This is a genomic window from Microbulbifer okhotskensis (assembly GCF_023895975.1).
GTDB lineage: Bacteria > Pseudomonadota > Gammaproteobacteria > Pseudomonadales > Cellvibrionaceae > Microbulbifer > Microbulbifer okhotskensis.
Map to the genome: position 1 here is coordinate 1 of NZ_JALBWM010000073.1, position 22,905 is coordinate 22,905.

Below are 22,905 nucleotides of genomic sequence, written 5' to 3' on the forward strand. Positions count from 1 at the left end.
ATTCTAGGTCTATTCTGTTCGTTTTTACACCGATTTATATGGGACAGCCCTGCCCCCATAGCATACTTCTTAACCTATTCAATCCTGGGCGTCTTTGGGGGGCTCACTATTTTATCCAGTCATTGGCTGAGCGCTGTCAAAGTATCGTAATACCTGCAGGCCCTTTCACACCCAGTGAAATCACCAACTGGGCAAAAATGTTACAGGACACGGGTATCAATGCATTGGCCGGGGCACCAACGGGTTTGGCAGATTTTTCTCAGGGGCTACAACAAACCGGCTACACTCTCCCCATCGACACCATCATTTGGATGGGAGAAACCTGGACAAAAACAACACTGCGCACGGTTCAAAGGGCCTTCCCCTCCGCAGGTTTTTGGTGTGATTATGGTTCGGTGGAAACCCACAGCATTGCGGTCAACTGTCCGGATTGTGATCTAAATAAATTCCACTTACTGACAGATCAACTTATCGAACTCGATGATCAAGGCGCACTGCTAACCCGCATCGGTGATGGTTGGACCGTACCCATAGTACGCTATCGTTTAGGGGATCTGATCCAGCAGGCGTCTTGCCCTTGTGGCCGCCCCAACGCTCTTGCGCTCTTGGGGAGAGCAGACGACTCAGTCAGTTTATGCAGCGCCCTATTGAGTGTTAGTAGGCTCTTACAGCTTACCTATGAGAACGAAGGCGTAGAGGAAGTTCAGATATTACTCTGCAGAAAAGATAGCGCGCAAAAATCAGCGGACTCAATCATTGTACAATTTACTGGCCGCGCAGATGCAGAAAAAGTACGTAAGCATCTATTAAATGGCGCCCACAATTTGGCCGCGGTAGTTAAGCAGTATCCACTTTCCTTTAAATCCCAAAGAGTTAAGGCCCTTAAGCGTATTTCACGTACCAATAAAACACCTCAATTTATCTGGGTGACCACCAATGAGTAACAGCCACAATTCAGGGCGCATCCCCCCCCCAGCTGTATCAGACTCCCCAATGTGGGACCGGCTAATGGGGAACTATAACTTTGCCTGCCTTAAGGTTGCGGCGCAGCTTGATATTACAGGGTTGATAAATCAGGGGCATGATACCGTCAGTGCGCTCAGTCAAAAACTGGAACTTAGCGACAAAGGGTTAGGCTATTTCCTACTGATTTTGAGCCACTTAGGCTATATCCACTTCGATAAGCAAAAACTAAAAAATACAGAACTTGGAAAATGTTATCTAGGTAGGGATAGCAATTACTATTGGGGCGAGGTACTACTTGACCCTTTTCTGATCTATGACATTAATCATTTGGACAAGAAAATATTAACCAGTTTAAAGCGCGTATATGAACTGGAATGCGCCGGACGCTCGGTAACGGACATGTGGCAAAACAATGATATGGATAATAACTCAGCCGCCGCTTTTACCCATCTAATGCACTCACAGGGGTTTGCTTCTGCCGTAGAAGCAGTCTCTCTCGGATTATTTGATAAGTCTCAAACCTTACTCGATGCAGGTGGTGGTTCTGGTACCGTTGCCCTAGCATTTACGGATCATTATCCAGAACGCAGGGCTCTATTATTTGATCTGGCGCCAGTATGCAATACTGCAAAAATCTATATAAAAAAGTTCGATAAAAATCAGAGAATTGACCTGATTGAGGGTGATTTTTTCAAAGGTGAGTGGCCAAGAGGTTGTGACGGAATCTGCTTTAGTAACGTACTTCATGATTGGCAATCAGACACTTGCCAATCATTAGTTAACAAAGCCTTTGCCCTCCTACCCAGCGGGGGACAAATATTTATTCACGATATGCTATTTGATGATACCCGCATAACGCCAATCCTGTTTTGCTTTCATCTTTTTATGAACCATGGCTCACAGCTATTTTCAAAGGAACAACTTTATCGATTGCTTAAGGAAGCAGGCTTTACCAAACCAAAAAATTACCAAGCCTTGGGGTATTTTTCTGTTATTTCTGCCGTAAAACCATAGTAAACATTTTGTAAATCCACTCTATTAATCAGATTGATGCGAAGGTTCCCCAGCCATCACCCCGTAAACAGGTTCAAACCCCTCAGTAAATCTTAATCATGTTCGTTAGCACTCACACTGGTATAGATAGAGTGGGGTGCTCCTTGTCGCCCTGGGGCTTAGGCTTCCGATACTTCGACTTAGAGCTGCTGGCTTACCAACTGGTCGTCAATCTCTATTGCGCGGCATTGTGCTGGTACTTCAATAAACTATCCGTAAAAACCAGATATATTTTACTTCAGCCCAGCATACAAGAATTGTATAATTCTCAGACCTAAGCAGGATTTGAGCCCATGGTTTCGTTGAGTGACCTTCCTAGAAAGAAAGATGCCGAACCCGATCGTAAATTTATTGAAGCCCTTGCTCGCGGCCTGGATGTACTCCGAGCTTTTCAACCAGGCGATGGTTTTCTTGGCAACCTGGAAATTGCCCAACGTACTGGGCTACCCCGCTCCAGTGTCTCGCGGCTGACCTACACGCTCACAAAATTGGGTTATTTGACTTACTCTGACCGTCTGGAAAAGTATCAACTGGGCAGCGGTGTACTGGCGCTGGGCTATGCATTTGTCTCCAACCTTGCCATCCGCCAGGTTGCCAAGCCCTTAATGCAGGACTTGGCCAATTCCACAGGCACAGCAGTGGGGTTATCCGATCGCGACCGACTCGATATGATTTTCGTCGAATTTTGTGCACCTGCTAATGTTACTGCCTTTCGCCATGAAATTGGCAACCGGGTTTCTATCGCCTCCAGTGGTTCAGGGCGAGCTTATCTGGCTGCACTACCTCAGGAGGAGCGTGAATATTTTTACGGACATCTGGAGAAGGTAAATGGCGAACACTGGCCTAAAGTAAAGGCTGGCATTGAAGAGGCTGTGGCAAACTACCAAAAACGGGGATTCTGTTGTTCCTTTGGCGACTGGAATCGCGATGTCAATGGTATCGCCGTGCCTTTACAGCTAAGCCAGGGGCATATCTACACCTTTAATGCCGGCGGGCCGGCCTATAGGCTCGACCCTGAATTCCTGGAAAAAGAAGTGGCCCCTTTGTTGAAAAACATGGTCGGAAATATTAACGCCATGCTAATTCGTTACTAAGGGCCACCTGCTCTTTAATTTACTAGATTGACTTTTTAATTCATCCAAGCCAATAGATACAGGCGAAAATTCACAACCGAAGATTAGCCAACTCTCTCCGGCTGTGAATGTAAAAATTAATGCCCGGCAAACCGTAAGGTGTGAAAATCACTACTGCCAAACAAGTACTGAATTGTCGTTAAGCGCTTGAAATAGTGGCTTACATCCAGCTCCTCGGTAACGCCTATTCCACCATGCAACTGTATGGCTTCCTGCCCAATTAGCCGCGCCGCTTTACCGGTGCGGCTTTTCGCAGCAGAAACAGCTTTGGGAGCCATGCCTTTGTTGCTATCCAGCTGTAGTGCAGCCATCAACAGGATGGACCGAGCCTGCTCATATTCGGTAAACATATCCACCATTCGGTGCTGAAGCGCTTGGAACTTGCCAATCGCCACACCAAACTGCTCGCGGGTCTTGGTGTATTCAATGGTTTTTTTATAGATTTTATCCATAGCACCGACTGCTTCTGCACACAGTGCCAATGTGGCCCAATCCATTGCCCTCTCTATCACTGGCAGGGCAGTCCCCTCCTCTCCCACCCGGTTAGCCACCGGGACTTTCACATTTCTGAACTTCACTTCAGCCGCGCGGTGCCCATCCACGGTGGTGTACCCCTGGCGATGAACACCTTCGACATTGGCTTCAACCAACAACAGGGTTATACCGTTGCCGTCGATCTGGGAGCCACCGGTGCGCACTGCAACTAATAGCTTATCCGCTCCCTCACCATTGAGAACGACAGCTTTATGGCCATTCAGAATATAGTTGTCTCCTTCTCTGACGGCAGTGGTCGCCACATCAGCAAGGTTGTATCGACTCTGCGGCTCCGCAAAAGCAAAGGCCAGCTGTAACTGGCCGTCCATCAATAACCCCAATAGCTCCCGCTTCTGTGACTCGCTGGCACCATTCGCTATTAAGCTGCCACTCAGCACTACACTGGCCAAAAAGGGTTCTACCACCAATCCGCGGCCAAATTCCTCCATCACCACCATCAAATCTATGGCGGAACCACCCAGACCACCATCCTCTGCTTTAAAAGGCACCATTAGCCATCCCAACTCGGCAAACAACTGCCAGTTTTCCTGACTGAAACCAATATCGCTGGCAACCAACTTACAACGACGGTCAAAGTCATAATCCTGCTGAATAAATTTACTTACACTGTTTTGCAGCATCTGCTGCTCTTCGCTATAGGAAAAATCCATCGCTCCAATCCTCATTAGACGCCGCGTTTACAGGCCAAGTACCCATTTACTAATAATATTTTTCTGGATTTCATTGCTACCGCCATAAATTGATGCTTTGCGGTTATTTATGTAGCGGGGCACACTACTGGTAATAACTCCGGGCCCCACTCGCTCGCCATCAAAGTCACTCGTAAACTGATTACTTACGAATGGCATTCCGTAGTAGCCCGCGGTTTCCATATAGAGTTCATCAAGCTGTTGGGCGATTTCTGTCCCCTTTATTTTCAGGATTGAAGATTCCGGTCCTGGTGCCTGACCAGTACTTACCGCTGCAAGTGCACGCAGTTCAGTATATTCAAGAGCCAAAAGATCGATTTCGACTTCTGCCAATTTTTGTGAAAAAGCTGGATTTTCCAGCAAATTAGCATCTCCATCACAAGTCTCGCTTGCCAGTTTTTTCAAGGTTTTCAATCGTTTTTTGGACGAAGCGACCCGGGCAATACCTGTGCGTTCATGGGTCAGCAGGACTTTGGCATAAGTCCAACCCTGGCCTTCCTCGCCAATACGATTTCCTACCGGCACCCGCACATTATTAAAATGCACTTCATTCACCTCATGGTGACCGCCCAGCGTCATTATTGGCGATACAGTAATTCCGGGATGATTCATTTCGATCAATAAGAAGCTAATAGCTGCCTGGTTCTTAACCTCAGTTCCACCGGTGCGTACCAAACAGAAAATCCAGTCGGCATATTGTCCCAGAGTAGTCCAGGTTTTGGTGCCATTGACGATATATTCATCACCATCACGCACTGCGGTGGTTTTTAATGAGGCCAAATCGGAACCTGCATTTGGTTCTGAATACCCCTGGCACCACCAGACATTACTCTCCAAAATATCGGGAAGAAACCGTTGTTTTTGTTCTTCGCTGCCGTAGGTGAAAATTACCGGCGCAACCATTTTAAATCCAAAAGGAATCACATCTGGTGCGCCAAAGTTGGCGCACTCATTGGCCCAAATATATTTCTGCGTTGGCGTCCAACCAGTACCACCATGCTCAACCGGCCAGTTCGTAGCAGCCCACCCCTGTTCATACAGAATTTTTTGCCAGCGAACAAAATCCTCCTTGCCGAGGGGAATTTCTTTCAGGGTCCATTCGCGGATATCTGCAGGCAACTTTTCTTGCAGGAACTTCTGAACTGCCTGCTGGAAAGCCAACTCTTCGGAGGAAAAATCTATATTCATTCGCTTGCTCCTGTTTTTTTATCGGTGTTTTTATTAGCCCTTTCCAGCTAAATTCTCTCACCCTGTTTACGCAAGTACTCCCGCGCTCAACTTCAGAAGTTCCCTTATACAAGCGGAACAGACATACAATGACCATACTTCTATGGATCCTTTCCTCCGCCCTCAGGAGTACTAAGTACAGTTAGTTTATCGTTTCAATAGCGCTATTTAGGGCGTATTTATCCTGGATATTTGACGGATCCTTGAATCACCAATCCAATTTAGTCGCGAAATTCAGCCATGTGACAGCACCATGAAATCAAAGCAGTCAGCGATGGCGTAGTTTTAATTTTTATGAGTTTTTATCCGCCATTATTTTGTCAAAAGTGCGCCGGTCACTTCTAAACAGGAAAACATTACCACCTAATTCCGCAGAGTGGAATGCTGGATTCACTTTTGCTATGGTCGTAACCATAAAAACCATAGTGAGAGAAATCCCATGTCTATCACGCCCACGCCCTCCGCCAATCCTATGCTGCAGTCTCTAGAAGAAATCCAGACATACGAAAAAATACCGCTGTCACAACGTTATCCCTGGGAAAGTACCTTCGATCTCATCCGCCAAACTGCCCGCCTCTACCAGCAGGATACTGCAATTGAATTCCTGCCTACCGCTGTCCCGGATGAAGACAGCGTGACCGTGAATTTTTCCCAATTATCAGAGCGGGTTCACCAAACTGCTAATTTACTCCACTCCCTCGGCGTTGAACCTTCGGATACTATCTCCCTGCTACTACCCAACCTACCGGAAACCCACTTTGCTCTCTGGGGGGGGCAGGCCGCAGGCATTGCCAGCCCCATTAATCCGTTGCTGGAGCCGGATCATATTGTCGAGATTATGAATGCCACTAAAGCCAAAGTGCTGGTCGGCCTTGGACAAGATCTCAGTGAAGAGATGTGGGAAAAAGTGGTGCAGGTTATTGAGCAGGTTCCCACACTGAAAACGCTCCTGCTGATAAGTGAAAAACCGACAAATATTGTGTCCGTGCCTGCCGGCATCCAGGTGATGAACTTTGTTGAGGAAATTGCCAAGCAGCCAGATGATCATTTGACTAGCGGACGCACAATTCAAGGGGATGATATCGCCAGCTATTTTCATACTGGAGGTACAACCGGCCGACCAAAAATCGCCCGACTGACTCACAGCAATATTGCCTTTGTTGCCCAGCTCAGCGTGGACACAACATCTAGCAAGGGTCGCTTCGCTACCCTTAGCGGCCTGCCGCTGTTTCATATTTTTGGCACTGTAGTTGCTGGTATTGGCACCTTGCTCGCCGGGCGCACGATTGTCATCATGACCCCTGCGGGATTTCGCTCTCCCAATGTACTACCCAACTGGTGGCACCACGTCGCCCGCTTTCGGGTGCAGGGCTTTGCTGCCGTGCCCACAATCCTTGGTGTCTTACTGCAAATCCCTGTCGGCGACAATGACATCAGCTGTCTGACAGATATTGGCTGTGGAGCCTCCACCTTGCCGGCCGGACTTAAGGCCACATTTGAGGAAAAATTCAATGTGACGGTGAGCAACGGCTACGGCATGACAGAATCCAGTAGCCTCCTGGCCCGCCCGCCAACAGACATGCAGGCACCCGAGGGCAGCGTCGGCCGGCGTTTACCATATATGGAAATGCAAATTGCCGAGGTGGACGGCAATCGGCTGATTAGAACCTGCAGCACTGGCGAAGTAGGAATTGTGCTGGCACGGGGACCGCATATTTTTTCGGGTTATCTCTGTGAAGAGGACAATGCCAAAGCCTGGGTTGACCACACTTGGTTTAATACCGGCGATATGGGCTATGCCGATGGAGATGGCAACCTGTTCCTGACCGGGCGCGCCAAAGATCTGATTATTCGTGGCGGTCACAATATTGACCCTGCCCTGATAGAAGAACCACTCGCTCGACATCCTGCTGTTGCCATGGCCGTTGCTATCGGCCAACCTGATGCCTATGCCGGGGAAGTTCCAGTAGCTTACGTCACCGTATACCCATCAAATACTCCGCCAACCGAAGACCAGCTTATCGATTATTGCCGCGCTCAAATATCTGAACGCGCCGCTATTCCCAAGCGGGTGGAAATTATTGATGAGATTCCGCTAACTGCTGTGGCCAAGGTATTCAAGCCAGCATTACGCAATCGTGCCACCGAATATGTCATTGGCCAGGCGCTAGCGGCTAAAAGCATTAGCGCTGAGTTTTCAGCACATTTTGATGCTACCCGCGGACAAATTGCACAAGTCCGCCTAGAAGAAAACTCCAGTAAAACCGCAGCGAAAGAAGCCTTGCAAGACTTACCAGTGGCACTGGTGTTTGATTAAACTTGGAAATTTCACAGGAAATCTATTGCAACTCAATAAATTTATTGAGCCATTGGAAAATTGACTATGTCACATGCCTATATTTATGACGGCGGCCGCAGTGCTTTTGGTCGCCATGGGGGTAACCTTTCTAGCGTTAGACCTGATAATTTACTCGCGCATGTTATTCGTACTTTGGTCGAACGCAATAACTTCAAGCCCCAGCAGTTTGAAGATATCATTGCCGGCAATACCAATCAGGCCGGAGAAGACAGCCGTAATATCGCACGTTTTGCTGGCTTACTTGCCGGGCTGCCTATCTCCACCGGCGGAATTACAATAAATCGCCTGTGTGGTTCCGGCCTATCCGCTATCGCAGATGCCGCCCGCTGTATTCAGGTTTCGGAAGGTGAGCTGTTTATTGCGGGGGGTGTTGAATCCATGAGTCGCGCTCCCCTGGTTCTTTCCAAAGCGAACTGCGCTTTCGATCGCAGCCAGGAATTTGCCGATACTACACTGGGTCCACGCTTTACCAATCCCGACATAGTTGCACAGTTTGGCTGCCATACCATGCCACAAACCGCCGACAATATTGCTGCGGACCTGCATATTCAGCGCAACGAATGTGATGCTTTTGCGGTGGCTTCGCAAGCTAAATATAAAGCTGCCCGCGCTGATGGCTTTTTTATTGATGAAATCATTCCCATCGAAGTAACACAAGGCGGAAAGCAACCACCGCGTGTTATCGCCACTGATGAACACCCCCGCCCCAGCACCACTCTTGCGCGACTGCAATCACTTCCACCGCTGTTTGAGGGCAGCGGGGTTACTGCCGGCAACGCCTCCGGTATCAATGACGGCGCTGCGGCACTGATTATGGGCAACCTGGAAGCCGGGCAAATTGCAGACTTAAAACCCCGTGCTCGTATTCTAGCCAGCGCCATTGCGGGCGTAGAACCTAGAGTTATGGGGCTCGGCCCCGTCCTGGCGACCCGCAAGGCCTTAGCACGCGCCGGCCTGACTCTGGCAGATATGGAGGTTATGGAATTTAACGAGGCTTTCGCAGTGCAGGCTATGGGCTGCCTGAAAATGCTCGAGATTAATTACGAAGATTCACGGGTAAATTCCAATGGCGGCGCCATCGCAGTTGGGCACCCCCTTGCTGCCAGCGGAGTCCGTATTCTATTGACCGCCTTACGTCAATTGGAACGCACCGGCGGTCGCTACGGGTTGGCCACCATGTGTATCGGGATTGGTCAGGGAATCGCCGTTATTATAGAGCGTATATAACAACCACCGGCACCAACTAACGGTCATGCAAGACCTGGAGATAACAATGTCTACCGTAAATTATGAACTCGTTGGCGATATCGGCGTTATTCGACTTAATAATCCACCCGTCAACGCACTCTCCCACGGACTGCGTGAAGGTATCTGGGGCGCCATCAAGAATGCCCAGGGAGATGCATCCAAAGCACTGATTTTACTGTGTGAAGGCCGAACTTTTATCGCTGGTGCGGACATTACGGAATTTGGCAAACCGCCGCAGGCACCCGCATTATCAGAAGTTATTTCAGAAATTGAAAATTCACGAAAACCCGTAGTTGCCGCTATTCATGGAACCGCCCTGGGTGGTGGCTTTGAGGTGGCGCTGGCCTGTCACTATCGCTGCGCCCTGTCTTCTGCAAAAGTCGGCTTACCCGAAGTTAAGCTGGGTTTACTACCGGGGGCCGGGGGCACCCAGCGCGCACCACGTTTGGCCGGTGTTGCTGCAGCACTGGAATTGATTACCAAGGGCACTCCAATCCCGGCTGCAAAAGCTGAGAGCATGAAGCTTATCGATCGGGTTATCAGCGATGATCTATTAAAAGGCGCTCTCGCTTTTGCCAATGAATTGATCGAGCGGAACGCCCCTACCTGCCGAGTTCGGGACATCACTATAGATCCGGCCAGTATTCCGGAGGGGCTGTTTAGCGACTTTCGCCAGAAACTGGAAAAAAGAACACACGGCCAGCTCGCACCACAGCATATTGTCACTTGTGTTGAAGCCGCCGTTCAGTTGCCTTTCGAAGAGGGACTGGCGAAAGAGCTGGACCTATTTATAGAGTGCCTGCTTTCCAGCCAATCCGCTGCTCTGAGGCATATATTCTTTGCCGAACGCAGCGCAAAAAAGATCTATGGACTCCCTAAAGATACTCCCACCCGGGAAATTAACAGCGTCGCCATTATTGGTGCCGGCACCATGGGTGGGGGTATCGCCATGAATTTTGCCAATGCCGGCATTCCTGTCAAACTGGTGGAAATCAACCAGAACGCTCTTGACCGTGGCCTGGCCATTATCGACAAAAATTACAACATCAGTTTGAAAAAGGGGAAGCTGACAGAAGACCAAAAAACGCACTGCCTCTCGCTGATCGAAGGCACAACTCACTACGCTGATCTGACAAAAGTAGATCTGGTTATCGAAGCTGTGTTTGAAAATATGGCGCTAAAGCAGGAGATTTTCGCCAAGCTGGATAAAACCTGCAAACCCGGCGCTATTCTCGCAACCAACACTTCTTATCAGGATATCGACCAGATTGCTGCTGCGACCAGTAGGCCTGAAGATGTCATAGGGCTGCATTTTTTCAGCCCCGCTAATGTCATGAAACTTCTTGAAGTGGTTCGCGGCTCAAAAAGTGCCGATGATGTTATTGCCACCGCGATGATGCTGGCAAAAACCATCAAAAAAACTCCTGTTCTGGCCGGTAACGGGTATGGCTTTATCGGCAACCGCATGCTGGTGCCTTATGCTCGTGAAGCGCAACTGTGCTTGATAGAGGGTGCCACCCCGGAGCAAATTGATACGGTCATGCAATCCTGGGGAATGGCCATGGGGCCCATGGCCATGGGGGACCTGGCCGGTCTGGATATCGGCTACAAAGTGCGGCAGAACCTGGCCGATTCAGAAAAAGGCGACCCTAAAACGTACTGCATTGCCGATGCCCTGGTGAGCATGGGCCGCCTGGGCCAAAAGAGTGGAGCCGGTTACTACCACTATGACCCGGAAACCCGTGCTCGAAGCAACGATCCGCAAGTACTGACGGTAATCGAAACACACGCTGAAGAGCAAGGGGTAGAGCGCCGGGAAATTTCTGATACAGAAATTCTTAATCGCCTCACTTTCGCGTTAATCAATGAGGGAGCCAAAATTCTGGAGGACGGCATAGCCCAACGCCCCAGTGATATCGATGTTGTATACGTTTACGGTTACGGTTTCCCGCCCCACCGCGGCGGCCCCATGCACTACGCCGATAGTATCGGCCTGGCAAAAGTCTACGACGCCATTTGCGCATTCCGTGACCAGCACGGTGAACATTACTGGACGCCTGCGCCATTGCTAACCCAACTTGCGCAGGAGGGCAAAACATTCGCGAACTGGGCTCACAATCAGCGTTAAGACTCACCGCCACCGGGAGAATCGGTAACAATACTGGTTTTCCCTGTGGCCTGCTTTGATGCGATCCCACACTGGCGACACTATGACAAGGCCCAACACAAGAGAAGAACCGGAACTGTCGCTAGTACAGCAAGATCATTACGCCAGGGACGAAACAGATATTCGAAGGAATAACTGGAAAGGCATCGGCTTTGCGTTTGCCACCGCAATGGTGGCCAGTACAGCAGCGGCGGCAACTAAATGGATATCCTCTATCGTACCCGTACCCTTGATAGTGCTCAGCCAATACAGTGTCTGCCTGCTAATATTAATGCCCTGGTTGGCGCGCCAATCAACTCAAGAGCTGGTCACCCGACACTGGAAAACACACCTGCTGCGGGGCTTTGCGGGCTGGCTCTGTTTCTTCGCCTATTTTGCTGCACTTAGCCGAATCTCGCTGATGGAAGCCAGTTTACTCCGCAATGCCGCTCCAATTTTTGTTCCCCTTGTTGCGTGGATTTGGGCGCGTTCACAGATAACGCTAATACACTGGCTACCAATCATACTGGGGCTAATGGGCATTACTCTGATTCTCCAGCCCGATATTAACGGGATCAGTAACGGCCACTTTTTCGGCCTACTTTCGGGACTGACCTTGGCTGTTTCTATGGTGGGCACACGTATTCTGTCGCGCACTGACCGGCCCAGCCTTATTTTGTTGTACTACGTCATAATCTCATTTATTTGCAGCCTGCCCCTGGGTATCTACTACTGGCAACCGATTCCTATATGGACCCTGCCCTATCTGGCATTTAATGGCATTTCTGTATTGCTGGCTATATGGCTCTACACGCAGGCCTACAGCTATGCCAAACCCAGCGTGGTATCCCCAATCAGCTATTTTGGCGTGGTGATTGCCGGCTTTTTTGGTTGGCTGATTTGGCGGCATCTACCCAATACGGCAGCGGTTCTTGGAACACTATTTGTGATCGGTGCAGGGTTACTTACTGTGTATTTTTCTACCCAACACACTGCCTTCGCGCGTTCCTCACCTAATTAACTCTTAACAAGGCAACACTTAATGAACTGGCAACATAAAAAACAGCCGCCTTTTAACGATCATCTGGGCATCAAAATTGAGGAGTGGCAAGATGGCCGCGTGCTAATCAGTGCCATCGTTCAGCCGGAACATTTAAACAGCCATGGTGTACCCCACGGCGGTTTTATTACCACTTTAATCGACGTTGCCGGTTCTTACTGCGGACTCTACTGCCCTTATCCAAACCGCCGCCGTAAATCCCTCACGCTTTCACTGACCACGAACTTTACCGGTCGAGCGAAAACCAACCGGTTGACTGCGATCGGCAAGTTAACCAACTCAGGCCATAACATTTTTTACTCAACTACTGAAGTGTATGACAGCCAAGGGACTTTAATTGCCACCGGTCAAATGACTATGCGCTATCGAAGTGGCAGTGAGATACTTGAAGGGGAAGCCATTGAAGAGAAACCAGAAAAATCCAGATTATAAACCACGTACAATCTATTCTCTTGGAGTATATATTCCCGAACCCAAGAAATACTGGGTTTATGGGGTTGGACTGCCAGCACCCCCTTATAGACATCAGGATTAAACCACGCCGGAGTTTCTACCTGGCAAAGCATACTTTTTACAGTGCAAATTGAATCTAAGCTTTTACATTAATTTAAGGAGCTCTAATGCACAGGATATTTAAGCTCCTTCGCTATCACCCACATTTTGTGATTTGCAGGCATTTCAGATAAATAATTGATCGTTCGATAGATTAAGTGCTTTTCCATTTCATCAATACTTGAAGATTTTCCCCAACCTTCTGCAGCGAGCCTGTACATAAAGGTAACCAGGAGAAATTTCTGTTTGCTTGACAAACCATTTCCATGACCGTTGATCATCATATGCATGGATACCAGATCATAATCCAGGTCAAAGATAGACTCATCAACTTGTACAGATATTTGTGCAGACCGCCCGGATACGGAGTTCCCTCTGGCAATTACTTGCATTTCATCCAGGAAGAAGGATACATGGGCGTTATTGGCTTCAGAACTATTTTGATATCGGCCACGCAGGGCCAGATCCCTGATTTGGCGGTTCGACACCTCGCCTTTAAGCCATAGCTCCGTCATTTGAGTCAAGGGATCATAGTCTTCCGTTTGAACGATATACTCATCAGCCAGAGGGGACAATGAATAGAAGAGCGCGACAAGACAAAAACAGAACCTTCTTACGGTCATCTCAACTACCACTTAAAGTGAAGACCATGCCACGCGGCCAGATTTGACGGAAAATCAATTATTAATAAGTATAATCAAGAATCCTTATACCGGCATTGATCCGGGGGACAAGTACACGCATTTACGACTTTATCAATCGGCGGTTTAAACGCCGTATTAATACGCGCTGATTCAGCCAGTCTTTTCTTCCCGTGCCTACTCAAAGACTCCCTAAACATTGCGCTTATCTCTTCAGAGATAAATTTCCCTGCAAAAGCATCAGCCTCCCGGTCCAGATTGTAACTACCTTTGCCCATTCCATGTCGACAAGATGTGACAGTGCAGAAAAATTACTGTTTAATTTTATATAGATAGTGATGAAGTCTTCACCACCCGGGAGAAATTAACTTAAGTAAGTCCTCCCTTCTTTCAGCAAAAAATCTAACTTTTCCTGAATTCTCATTTCATCGAGATCGGTGGCAAGGACATAACAGCCCAGATTTTAGATCTTCAGCCAGTGTCATACCCAGTTCATAACCGCTTTCGTTTTCTGCCAAGCAAACAGATGCCGCTCCCTGTTCAGTACCCAGTCACGGTTAACCTCCTCATGGTGAGCATAGTCAGTCGCAAATAGCGCCTCTAGGGACTCACGAGTAGAATCTGCAAAAGCGGGCACGAAAAATGAGAAGCGCAAAAACATCCAGAACCGGGAAGGTAATGCCATATGGGCACCTTGTGATGCTTTAGGCAATCATATTTAACACTGAGGCTCATTAACTATCGTCAACAACTTTTCGCCGTTGTGTTAACGGGTGCTATAACTGTTGCCAAAAGATATCAAGGGTACGACGAAGTTCCGTGACTCAAATTCCAGCCTTTAAGGCAGACCCAATAACACCAGCGAGTCACGCCATGAAAGCAACCTTTGTCGAATGCACGATCACTGTTGTATGATTTATCAGTAATGAAAACCTACTCATCCACATTTCGCGCCAAGCTAATCGCAATGGCGGCCCTGCTGCTGCTGATGTTGCAGGTACAGACCGTGCTTGCCTGTGAAATGATGGAGAGCCCTGAGCCTGACGCAGAGTGTTGCTGCGACCATATGAGCAAAGGGGCAGACCCCGAAGATGAAGACTGTTGTGGCTATGACGCCCAAGTCTCCTTTAAAACATCTCTAGATGACCACCAAGTTGCACTCACTGCCGCTCACCTGAATCTGGAGCTGCCACAGCTGGCACCTCCGCCAACGTATCAGTGGCCTCAAATTCTGGCCCCACCAGTCAGCGCCGCTCATTTACCATTTACTCACAGAAACTCTCATTCCAGTAGCCGAACCTGGCTTGCCACCCTGCGCCTGCGTATTTGATCACTCCCTCTCTCTGATTAACGAAATTTCCCCCAGCCAGAAGGCTGACGGGGCTCAGAAAGATTGTTCCAGGAGTGAACCCTTTGATTTCCCAACGAACCGTTGCTGCCTTTGCCAAAAAAGTAGTGGATGGTGCCCCTGGCACCCCGATGCTTAAGATTTTCCTGCAGGGAGATCGCTAATGAGCCTCCCAAAAACACTGAGTTATATCTCCTTCACCCTGATGCTGGCGGCAGCAGGCGCGGCCTTCTACTGGAAGAAAACTACCGACCTGGCCGACGCCGATGGCGTGGACTTTATTCAGGCTGGCCCGTTCCAAATTGCTGTATCGGTAGATCCCCTAAAACCGCGCGCCGGTAAAAACCAGATTCGTATTGAAATTCGTGATGCAAAGGACATACCGGTATCTGGAGCGGATGTTCGCGCGGTTGCCGAGATGCCGGCCATGGGGGCTATGCCGGCAATGCGCGCCGTCGCAGATTTCCATGAATCCAGCCCCGGTATCTTTACCGGTGAAATAGAGCTGGCCATGGTGGGTTCCTGGCCCTTGGTAGTGGATGTATCCACGGGTCATGATCGCCATGTCGACCTGGCCTTCGACATGAGCACAAACCGTAAAGGGCTCCGCTTGAAATCAGCACCGCAGCCTTCCGATACTGCCTACTACACCTGTGCCATGCACCCCTCGGTGCGAGGCGCCGCCCCCGGCAACTGCCCCATCTGTGGCATGGATTTGCAACCAGTTAGTCATGACGAGCTGCAGAGTGGCAGTATTATGGTAGACAGCAGTAGGCGCCAGTCCATTGGCATCAAAACCGGTACCGTAGAAAGACAAGCCTTCACCCTGCCCATTCACCTGCACGGCCAGGTAACTTATGACGAAACCCGGCTTCGGGATATTAGCCTGCGCTTTGATGGCTGGATCGGCGATCTGGATGCGGACTTTGAGGGTAAACAAGTTAAGCGCGGCGAGCTCTTGTTTACCGTCTACAGCCCAGAACTACTTGCTGTTCAAGACGAATACCTGAGAGCACGTCGCCGCGGCGATGCTTTAGAACAAGCGGCTCGCAGGCGACTGCTTTTGTGGGGCTTATCTGAGGAGCAGATCGATTGGCTGGTTGAACAGCAAAAAGCGCAGGACTATATCCCGATTTTCTCTCCAGTCAGTGGCGTAGTGATTCAAAAGAATATCGTCCCAGGTTCGGCATTTGAAAAGGGCGACAACCTATTGCGTATCGCAGATCTGAGCCAGGTCTGGATTGAAGCCCACGCGTACGAGGATCAGCTACCGCTTTTGCACAAAGGCATGCCCGCTAAGGTGCGTCTCACTAACGTCTATCACGAGGAAATTTCGGCAACACTCACCCAGATCGACCCCTTCCTCAACCACAGCAATCGCAGTGCGCGCCTGCGCGTCACACTGCCCAACACCGATGGCGAACTGCGCCCCGGACTGTTTGCAGATATTATATTGAGCGCCGAACTCGGCAACCTTTTAGTCGTCCCGAGAGATGCGGTACTGATTTCCGGCAAGAAACGCATCGTATTCCGAGACTTAGGGCAGGGTCGCCTGGAACCCGTGCAAGTGCGTACTGGTTACGGTGACAGCGATAGGATTGTGATTCGCTCTGGACTCCAGGCAGGCGACAAGATTATCACCTCCGGGGTATTCCTGATTGCGGCAGAGAGCCGTCTGAAATCGGGAGCACAACAGTGGTAAATAGCAACCCCAAAGGGCTCATCGCCCGCCTGATCGGCCTCTGTGCTGGCAAACCGGGCATCACACTGATTCTTGTCGCAGTTGCCGCCCTCGCCGGCTACAGGGCCCTTATCAGTGTTCCCTTGGATGCAATCCCAGACTTGTCCGACGTCCAGGTAATCGTGATGACAGACTGGCCCGGCCGCAGTCCGGATCTGGTAGAGGATCAAATCACTTACCCTCTTTCCACCGCCATGTTAGGACTGCCCAAAGTCAAATATGTGCGTGGACAGAGTTTCTTCGGACTCAGTTTTGTCTATGCCATTTTTGAAGATGGCACAGATATTTATTGGGCCCGTTCGAGGGTGCTCGAATATCTCAACCAGGTGGCCGACCAACTGCCAGAAGATGTTCAACCTACTCTAGGCCCAGACGCCACCGGAGTTGGCTGGGTTTTTCAGTACGCACTGGTAGACCGCAGCGGTAAACACGACCTGCAAGAACTGCGCGCCCTCCAGGATTTCAAGTTGCGCTATTGGCTGACATCAGTTGAAGGCGTGGCTGAAGTGGCCTCCATCGGCGGCTATGAAAAAGAATATCAGGTTCAAATAGATCCCCACCGCTTACAAATGTTTAAAGTGCCTTTGGGTAAAGTGGTCGAAGCTATTCGCCGCAGTAACAACGACACGGGTGGGCGAGTGTTAGAAATTGCCGGCCATGAACATATGGTGCGTGGCCGCGGCTATATCCGCAGTGTCGAAGATCTCGAAGAGGTAGTAATTGGAGTCAATGCTGCAAAGATTCCGGTAACCCTGGATCAGGTCGCCGATATCACATTGGGACCGGCAATGCAGCGCGGTATCGCCGAATTGGACGGTGAAGGCCAGACTGTCGGCGGCATTGTAGTGATGCGTTACGGTGAAAATGCGCTGAAAGTCATTGACCGAGTCAAAGACCGAATCGAAGAAATTAAAGCCGGATTTCCTGAAGGCGTGGAGCTGGTGGTGACTTATGACCGCTCCCAGTTAATTGACAGTGCGATAGATAACCTCAAGAACACCCTGATCGAAGAGATATTGGTGGTTGCCGCGGTAATTGCACTCTTTCTTCTCCACGCGCGCTCTGCATTGGTTGCCGTGATCACTCTGCCTATTGCTGTTTTATTGGCTTTTATACCCCTCTCAATGCAAGGGCTAACCGCCAACATTATGTCACTGGGAGGGATAGCTGTGGCTATCGGCGCAATGGTGGATGCCGCTGTGGTGATGGTGGATAACATCCACAAAAAACTGTCTAGCGGCGGCGATAAGGATTTAACTTCCGGCGAACGCAAACAACTGATTATTCAAGCCATGCAGGAAGTCGGGCCAAGTATTTTTTTCTCCCTGATCATTATCACCGTATCGTTCCTGCCAGTATTTGCCCTGGAAGCGACCGAAGGCCGATTGTTCAAACCCCTCGCCTACACCAAAACCTATAGCATGGCCTTCGCCGCGCTCCTAGCGATTACATTGATCCCCGCCCTGGCCGTGCTGTTGATGCGCGGAAAAATCCGTACCAGGGAAAATCCGGTAACTCGTATTTTGATCCGCACACTACAGCCGGTGATTCACTTTTGTGTGCGCCAGCGCAAAGTGGTTGCTGCCCTCACTGTAATCGCATTGGTCTCCGTGGCCTACCCCATCAGCAAGTTGGACGGTGAATTTATGCCGCCGCTCAACGAAGGCAGTATCCTGTATATGCCCACCGCCCTACCCGGTATGTCTGTGACCGAGGCCGGTAAAGTACTACAGCAAATGGACGCAGAGCTGAAAACCTTTCCTGAAGTGGAGCGCGTATTTGGGAAAATTGGTCGCTCTGACAGCGCTACCGATCCTGCGCCACTTTCCATGGTGGAAACGGTTATTACCTTGAAGCCCAAAGATAAATGGCGCCCCGGTATAACCTGGGATGACTTACTCGCAGAAATGGATGAGAAACTGCACTATCCTGGCATGCCTAATATCTGGTGGATGCCGATCCAAACCCGTACCGAAATGCTCGCCACCGGTATGCGTAGCCAGCTGGGCATTAAGGTTTTTGGCGATAACCTGGAGGAAATCGAGCAAACTGCCCTCGGAATTGAGGAAGCCCTACGCAGCGACCAGCGTACAGCAGAAGATACCCGTAGCGTTTTCGCCGAGCGCCTTACCGGCGGTTACTTTCTCGACTTCGATATAGATCGAGCACGAGCGTCCCGTCACGGTTTGAACGTGCAAGACATTGAAGATGTAATTGCCGCAGCTGCTGGGGGGTTGGCTGCGACCCAAACCATCGAAGGTCGTGAACGCTACGATGTATTGGTGCGCTACGCCCGCGATTACCGGGATACGCCGGAGCAGCTGGAGCAAATCCTGGTGCCCGCCTCAGATGGCTCCCAGGTACCCCTCAATCAACTGGCCGATCTCGATTTCCGTACCGGTCCACCCATGATTCGCAACGAAGATGGGCAACTGGTAGGCCTGGTATTTGTCGACTTGAAAGGCGATGTGGGCGTAGCGGATTACGTAAGCCGCGCGAAGCAGGTTGTGGTCGATCAGGTGAACCTGATACCAGGACAGCGCATTGCCTGGGCCGGCCAATACCAATACATGGAACGCGCCAAGTCCCGTCTGCAATGGCTCGTACCTCTGACCCTGCTTGCCGTATGCTTCTTGCTCTACCTGCACCGCGGCAGATTATCCGACACCCTGTTCGTACTCGCCGCCATGCCAATGGCATTAATCGGTGCCTTCTGGTTGCTGTATCTGCTCGACTACAAACTGAGCGTGGCGGTATGGGTAGGCATGATCGCGATGGCCGGCCTCGCCGCAGAAATGGGACTCTTGATGCTGCACTATTTATCTGCCATCGGCGATGACAAATTGCGGCAAGGCAATAACGACACCATCGCAGTCGCCCAAGCCGCAGCAGGCCGTATTCGCCCAATGCTGATGACCAGCTTAACGCTATTAATTTCATTGATCCCAGTGATGGTTTCCAATGGCACCGGCGCAGATGTGATGAAACGGATTGCGGCACCGATGGTGGGCGGCACTATAACGACATTGCTATTTGTTTTGCTGGTGATGCCTGGTGTGTTTTATCAGTGGAAGGCTGATAATAGGAATAGAAAGGTACAAAGCTAAGAGAAGATATTGATAAAACAAGCCTTGGCGGCTCCAGCTGTTCCAAGGCTTGTGCAATCCCGACACTTTTAAACAGGGGATCTGATAACCTAAGAAATAATAGTCCAAATGCCGACCACTAAATTAAAAACCTCAAGTACATTATAGAACCAGTATGCAACAGGATCTTCGGCTCTTACCAAAGACAATCCGTATCGCCATAATGGAAGATCACTTTTCCTTGTGCTAAGCACCAATAAATGGTTTACAAAAAAAGAAAAACCACAAATATTAATTCAGTAACCATATATTCTATCTTAATCTCAAATATTCTCGGCTAATTGTTCTATTGTTGTTTTTATCTATATTGATTTGGACACATTCCAACTTGAAACTTAAATACATGCCGAAAAACCGCATCATCTGAACAACCCAATGCTTGCGTAACACAGGAAAATTTTATTGACAGGGTTAAGAAAAGACTCCGCGCATATTCCATACAGAGGCTATCGATAATTTTTTTAGGAGCTAGGACTATCAACTGCTTTAATCTTCGATACAGCGTTCGCTCTGATATCGACAACTCTTTTTCCAGAAACTGACTGCTCAATGGTTGGCCAAAGTGCTGACGGACTATATTTTCAACCTCCACCAAGAACTGCTCTTTTGAAACCCGATAGCCTTTTGGTACATGTAAAGTTTGCGAGCGTGGGGGGGGATCCACAACGGCAAAATCAGCCACTTTGGTTGCGACTTGATCAGCAGCTATCATCTAAATCACTTGCAGAGCCAAATCTATCCAAGACACAGGGCCACCTGCTGTCACAATATTGAGATCTACAGTAATCCACTGGCCCATAGCAGGCAGGCATGACTAAAACGAGAGTTCAGCTCATTGTGTAACCACCAGGTTGTCGTGCACTGCCGCCCATTTAATAGGCCCGCTTCACCCAATGCCAAGACTCAACTACAAAAATTCGCGATGATCGCCCCCGGCCTATACTGTGTTCGCAACCATTCGTGTGTCGATTTATCCAGCAGCTGTTCAGGGGCAACACTAAATTGGTTAGGCATAAACCTGGGGATTATCACTGCGTCACAGCAGGATAACTGTGACACCCCATGGCTTACATGCAAAGCACCTCCCCTGCGCGTCTCAGGTGTCAGCGCCATCAGCGCTGGCAACTATGATTTCGGGGGGCAGGGAGTGCTGGCTTTCAGATAAGCGAAGGCCACCCTGGGAAAACAGATCCTGAACGCCTGTCAATGCCGATGGTAGAGTCCCAGGCATCGCCAAGCTGACTATCTGGTTCATAAACTCTCAAGGAGGCGAAATTTAACCGATCATTGTCTTTTGGGACACTAATCGTCAAGCCTTAGTCCTCCTAGGGTACCCACTACCAAACAACAGGAGACAAAACAATGACTGAAGCTAAACTCGCCATAGTGGTATTGATCGACGCCAAAGTTGATAAAGCCGATGAAGTAAAGGCATTACTGAACTCGGCCCTGCCATTAGCAATGGAAGAGTACGGAACCATTAGCTGGTATGCGGTACAAATCAATACCACCCAGTTTGCAATTTTCGATACATTTAACAGTGAAGAGAGCCTAACCGCGCATTTAAACGGCAAGATCGCGACAGCGCTGTTGGGGAAAGCGGACGAACTACTCTCATCAGCGCCTCAAATTATGACTGCGGATATCCTCGCCGCCAAAGTTTAAGGGACTCGGATCAACCAGGAGCCGGTTATGGATACCCCTATTGTCTTTATCCATGGTACCAACGCCGGCCCCTGGGCGATGGAGAACTTTCACCAGCACTTTGCAAAGAAAGGCTTCCACTGCCACAGCCCAAGCTATCGCCACCATGAAAATCTTAACTCAGAACAATCGAAGCAACGCCTTAAAGGTGTAAGTATCGCTGATTACATTTCTGACATAACCGCATTTGTACAGGCTTTACACCAAAAGCCTATTCTGGTTGGCCATTCCCTGGGCGGAATAATTGCACAGAAACTGGCAACTATGGGTTTGGCACGAGCGATAGTACTACTTAACGGAAGCATCAACTGGGGGATACTCCCCACCACAGAGGAAGAACGAGCACTCGGCAAGCTATTTATGACTGCCGGAAAATTTTGGGAGGACGTGCTACTACCCGACTTCGAAACAATGGCAAAATTTGGGCTGAATAAACTCAACATCGATGAGCAACATAAAGTCTTCTACCGATTGGGGCCAGAATCTGGACGAGTACTTTTCGAACTGTTCTTCTGGATCTTTGATAACAACAAGACTACAAAAATTGATTATAAAAATATCAGCTGCCCCATTTTGATGGTCTCTGGTAGCGACGACCTGGCAGCCCCCCCCTCTACGGCACGCTTAATAGCCAACAAACACCTGGATAAAAAAACCACCTTCTATATTGCTGAAAACTTCGGTCACTATTTAATACTGGAACCCGAATGGCCTCGAATCGCAGAATTTTGCAGCAACTGGGTGATTCAACAACTCGAAAAATAACCTCTCGTCGCAGCCATCACGATTAATATCGTCAGGCCTAAATGCGGAAATTACTTAGCAGCAAGGCGGCTATTACTGAGGGGAATCTACGCTGGACACCCAACAAAAATACACGCTTGAATAGGCCGAGAGCCTGCCCATTTATCTGGAACTGATAGATTGGAATGTCCGTCAGCTGCATTTAAAAATCGGGGCAACATTCGTGAAACCACGCCCTCTATTCTCGATCGACCAGGCATTCCGTTAATGCCCATCGCTTGTACCTTCTTAATTGCCTTAAACCGTAGAAGGATGGCAAAAATAGCTAAGCGCACGGCCTACTTTTATTCTCCCTCCAAAATCAATGGGGGACTTGGGTTGCTTTCCCCTGGCATAATTAAAAATACGGCACAGTCACCTTAAAAACAAAAAGGATCAGCCAATAAAAATCTATATACGAAATAGTCATTACCAAAAAACTCAAATTAAGTCAACCTAACACAAGTACCAGACCTCCGTCTCATTTTTATTTTATACGTCCTGCATTCAACTTTGAAGTGCATCAGTTAATCCCCTGGAAAAGAACGGTCAGC

General features: G+C 49.3%; 19 protein-coding genes. 13 read left to right on the forward strand and 6 right to left on the reverse strand.

Annotated elements, in window-relative coordinates; all coding sequences use genetic code 11:
- The 3 genes from MO867_RS15015 to MO867_RS15025 form a co-directional block, all read left to right on the forward strand.
- The coding region (locus tag MO867_RS15015; RefSeq protein WP_252470566.1) for a phenylacetate--CoA ligase family protein at positions 1-944 on the forward strand (944 nt) is incomplete at its 5' end.
- On the forward strand, positions 937-1,980 hold the full coding sequence (locus MO867_RS15020; RefSeq protein WP_252470568.1) for a methyltransferase: 1,044 nt from the start codon (positions 937-939) through the stop codon (positions 1,978-1,980). The genes MO867_RS15015 and MO867_RS15020, both read left to right, overlap by 8 nt.
- Positions 1,981-2,312: 332 nt before the next feature.
- A complete protein-coding gene (locus MO867_RS15025) occupies positions 2,313-3,113 on the forward strand; it encodes an IclR family transcriptional regulator (RefSeq protein WP_252470570.1) in 801 nt (266 codons plus the stop codon).
- Between the two features lie 116 nt (positions 3,114-3,229).
- Here the strand turns inward: MO867_RS15025 and MO867_RS15030 are convergent, their stop codons facing one another.
- Positions 3,230-4,357, reverse strand: a complete 1,128-nt coding sequence (locus tag MO867_RS15030; RefSeq protein WP_252470572.1) for an acyl-CoA dehydrogenase family protein — start codon at positions 4,355-4,357, stop codon at positions 3,230-3,232.
- Between the two features lie 27 nt (positions 4,358-4,384).
- Positions 4,385-5,584 (reverse strand): acyl-CoA dehydrogenase family protein, encoded by a 1,200-nt coding sequence (locus MO867_RS15035; RefSeq protein ID WP_252470574.1) that lies wholly within the window; start codon positions 5,582-5,584, stop codon positions 4,385-4,387.
- A 478-nt stretch (positions 5,585-6,062) separates the two neighbouring features.
- Between MO867_RS15035 and MO867_RS15040 the strand changes: the two genes are divergently transcribed.
- The 5 genes from MO867_RS15040 (at position 6,063) to MO867_RS15060 (ending at position 12,868) form a co-directional block, all read left to right on the forward strand.
- Complete coding sequence (locus MO867_RS15040; RefSeq protein ID WP_252470576.1) at positions 6,063-7,940, forward strand: acyl-CoA synthetase; 1,878 nt, start codon at positions 6,063-6,065, stop codon at positions 7,938-7,940.
- Between the two features lie 66 nt (positions 7,941-8,006).
- On the forward strand, positions 8,007-9,209 hold the full coding sequence (locus tag MO867_RS15045; RefSeq protein WP_252470578.1) for an acetyl-CoA C-acyltransferase: 1,203 nt from the start codon (positions 8,007-8,009) through the stop codon (positions 9,207-9,209).
- 46 nt (positions 9,210-9,255) lie between these two features.
- A complete protein-coding gene (locus MO867_RS15050) occupies positions 9,256-11,358 on the forward strand; it encodes a 3-hydroxyacyl-CoA dehydrogenase NAD-binding domain-containing protein (RefSeq protein WP_252470580.1) in 2,103 nt (700 codons plus the stop codon).
- 82 nt (positions 11,359-11,440) lie between these two features.
- Positions 11,441-12,397, forward strand: coding sequence for a DMT family transporter (locus MO867_RS15055; protein ID WP_252470582.1), 957 nt, complete (start codon positions 11,441-11,443; stop codon positions 12,395-12,397).
- 21 nt (positions 12,398-12,418) lie between these two features.
- Positions 12,419-12,868: a PaaI family thioesterase gene (locus tag MO867_RS15060; protein WP_252470584.1), complete on the forward strand. Its 450-nt coding sequence runs from the start codon at positions 12,419-12,421 to the stop codon at positions 12,866-12,868.
- 185 nt (positions 12,869-13,053) lie between these two features.
- On the opposite strand, the gene MO867_RS15065 is transcribed toward MO867_RS15060, so the two are convergent.
- Entirely contained in the window at positions 13,054-13,611 is a 558-nt protein-coding gene (locus tag MO867_RS15065; protein ID WP_252470586.1) for a hypothetical protein, read from the reverse strand.
- Positions 13,612-14,110: 499 nt separating this feature from the next.
- Positions 14,111-14,314, reverse strand: a complete 204-nt coding sequence (locus tag MO867_RS15070) for a hypothetical protein (protein ID WP_252470588.1) — start codon at positions 14,312-14,314, stop codon at positions 14,111-14,113.
- Between the two features lie 240 nt (positions 14,315-14,554).
- Between MO867_RS15070 and MO867_RS15075 the strand changes: the two genes are divergently transcribed.
- The 3 genes from MO867_RS15075 (at position 14,555) to MO867_RS15085 (ending at position 19,825) form a co-directional block, all read left to right on the forward strand.
- On the forward strand, positions 14,555-14,959 hold the full coding sequence (locus tag MO867_RS15075) for a hypothetical protein (protein ID WP_252470590.1): 405 nt from the start codon (positions 14,555-14,557) through the stop codon (positions 14,957-14,959).
- A 181-nt stretch (positions 14,960-15,140) separates the two neighbouring features.
- Positions 15,141-16,679: an efflux RND transporter periplasmic adaptor subunit gene (locus tag MO867_RS15080; protein WP_252470592.1), complete on the forward strand. Its 1,539-nt coding sequence runs from the start codon at positions 15,141-15,143 to the stop codon at positions 16,677-16,679.
- Positions 16,673-19,825, forward strand: coding sequence for an efflux RND transporter permease subunit (locus MO867_RS15085; RefSeq protein ID WP_252470594.1), 3,153 nt, complete (start codon positions 16,673-16,675; stop codon positions 19,823-19,825). The genes MO867_RS15080 and MO867_RS15085 overlap by 7 nt, the downstream gene beginning before the upstream one ends.
- A gap of 337 nt (positions 19,826-20,162) precedes the next feature.
- Here the strand turns inward: MO867_RS15085 and MO867_RS15090 are convergent, their stop codons facing one another.
- Together MO867_RS15090 and MO867_RS15095 are read right to left on the reverse strand one after the other, a co-directional pair.
- Positions 20,163-20,576: a helix-turn-helix domain-containing protein gene (locus MO867_RS15090; protein WP_252470596.1), complete on the reverse strand. Its 414-nt coding sequence runs from the start codon at positions 20,574-20,576 to the stop codon at positions 20,163-20,165.
- 384 nt (positions 20,577-20,960) lie between these two features.
- Positions 20,961-21,119 (reverse strand): hypothetical protein, encoded by a 159-nt coding sequence (locus tag MO867_RS15095; RefSeq protein WP_252470598.1) that lies wholly within the window; start codon positions 21,117-21,119, stop codon positions 20,961-20,963.
- Between the two features lie 107 nt (positions 21,120-21,226).
- Here MO867_RS15095 and MO867_RS15100 point away from each other — a divergent pair, with 107 nt between their 5' ends.
- Both MO867_RS15100 and MO867_RS15105 read left to right on the forward strand, forming a co-directional pair.
- Complete coding sequence (locus MO867_RS15100) at positions 21,227-21,529, forward strand: putative quinol monooxygenase (protein ID WP_252470600.1); 303 nt, start codon at positions 21,227-21,229, stop codon at positions 21,527-21,529.
- 27 nt (positions 21,530-21,556) lie between these two features.
- Complete coding sequence (locus MO867_RS15105; protein ID WP_252470602.1) at positions 21,557-22,333, forward strand: alpha/beta hydrolase; 777 nt, start codon at positions 21,557-21,559, stop codon at positions 22,331-22,333.
- Positions 22,334-22,905 lie beyond the last annotated feature (572 nt).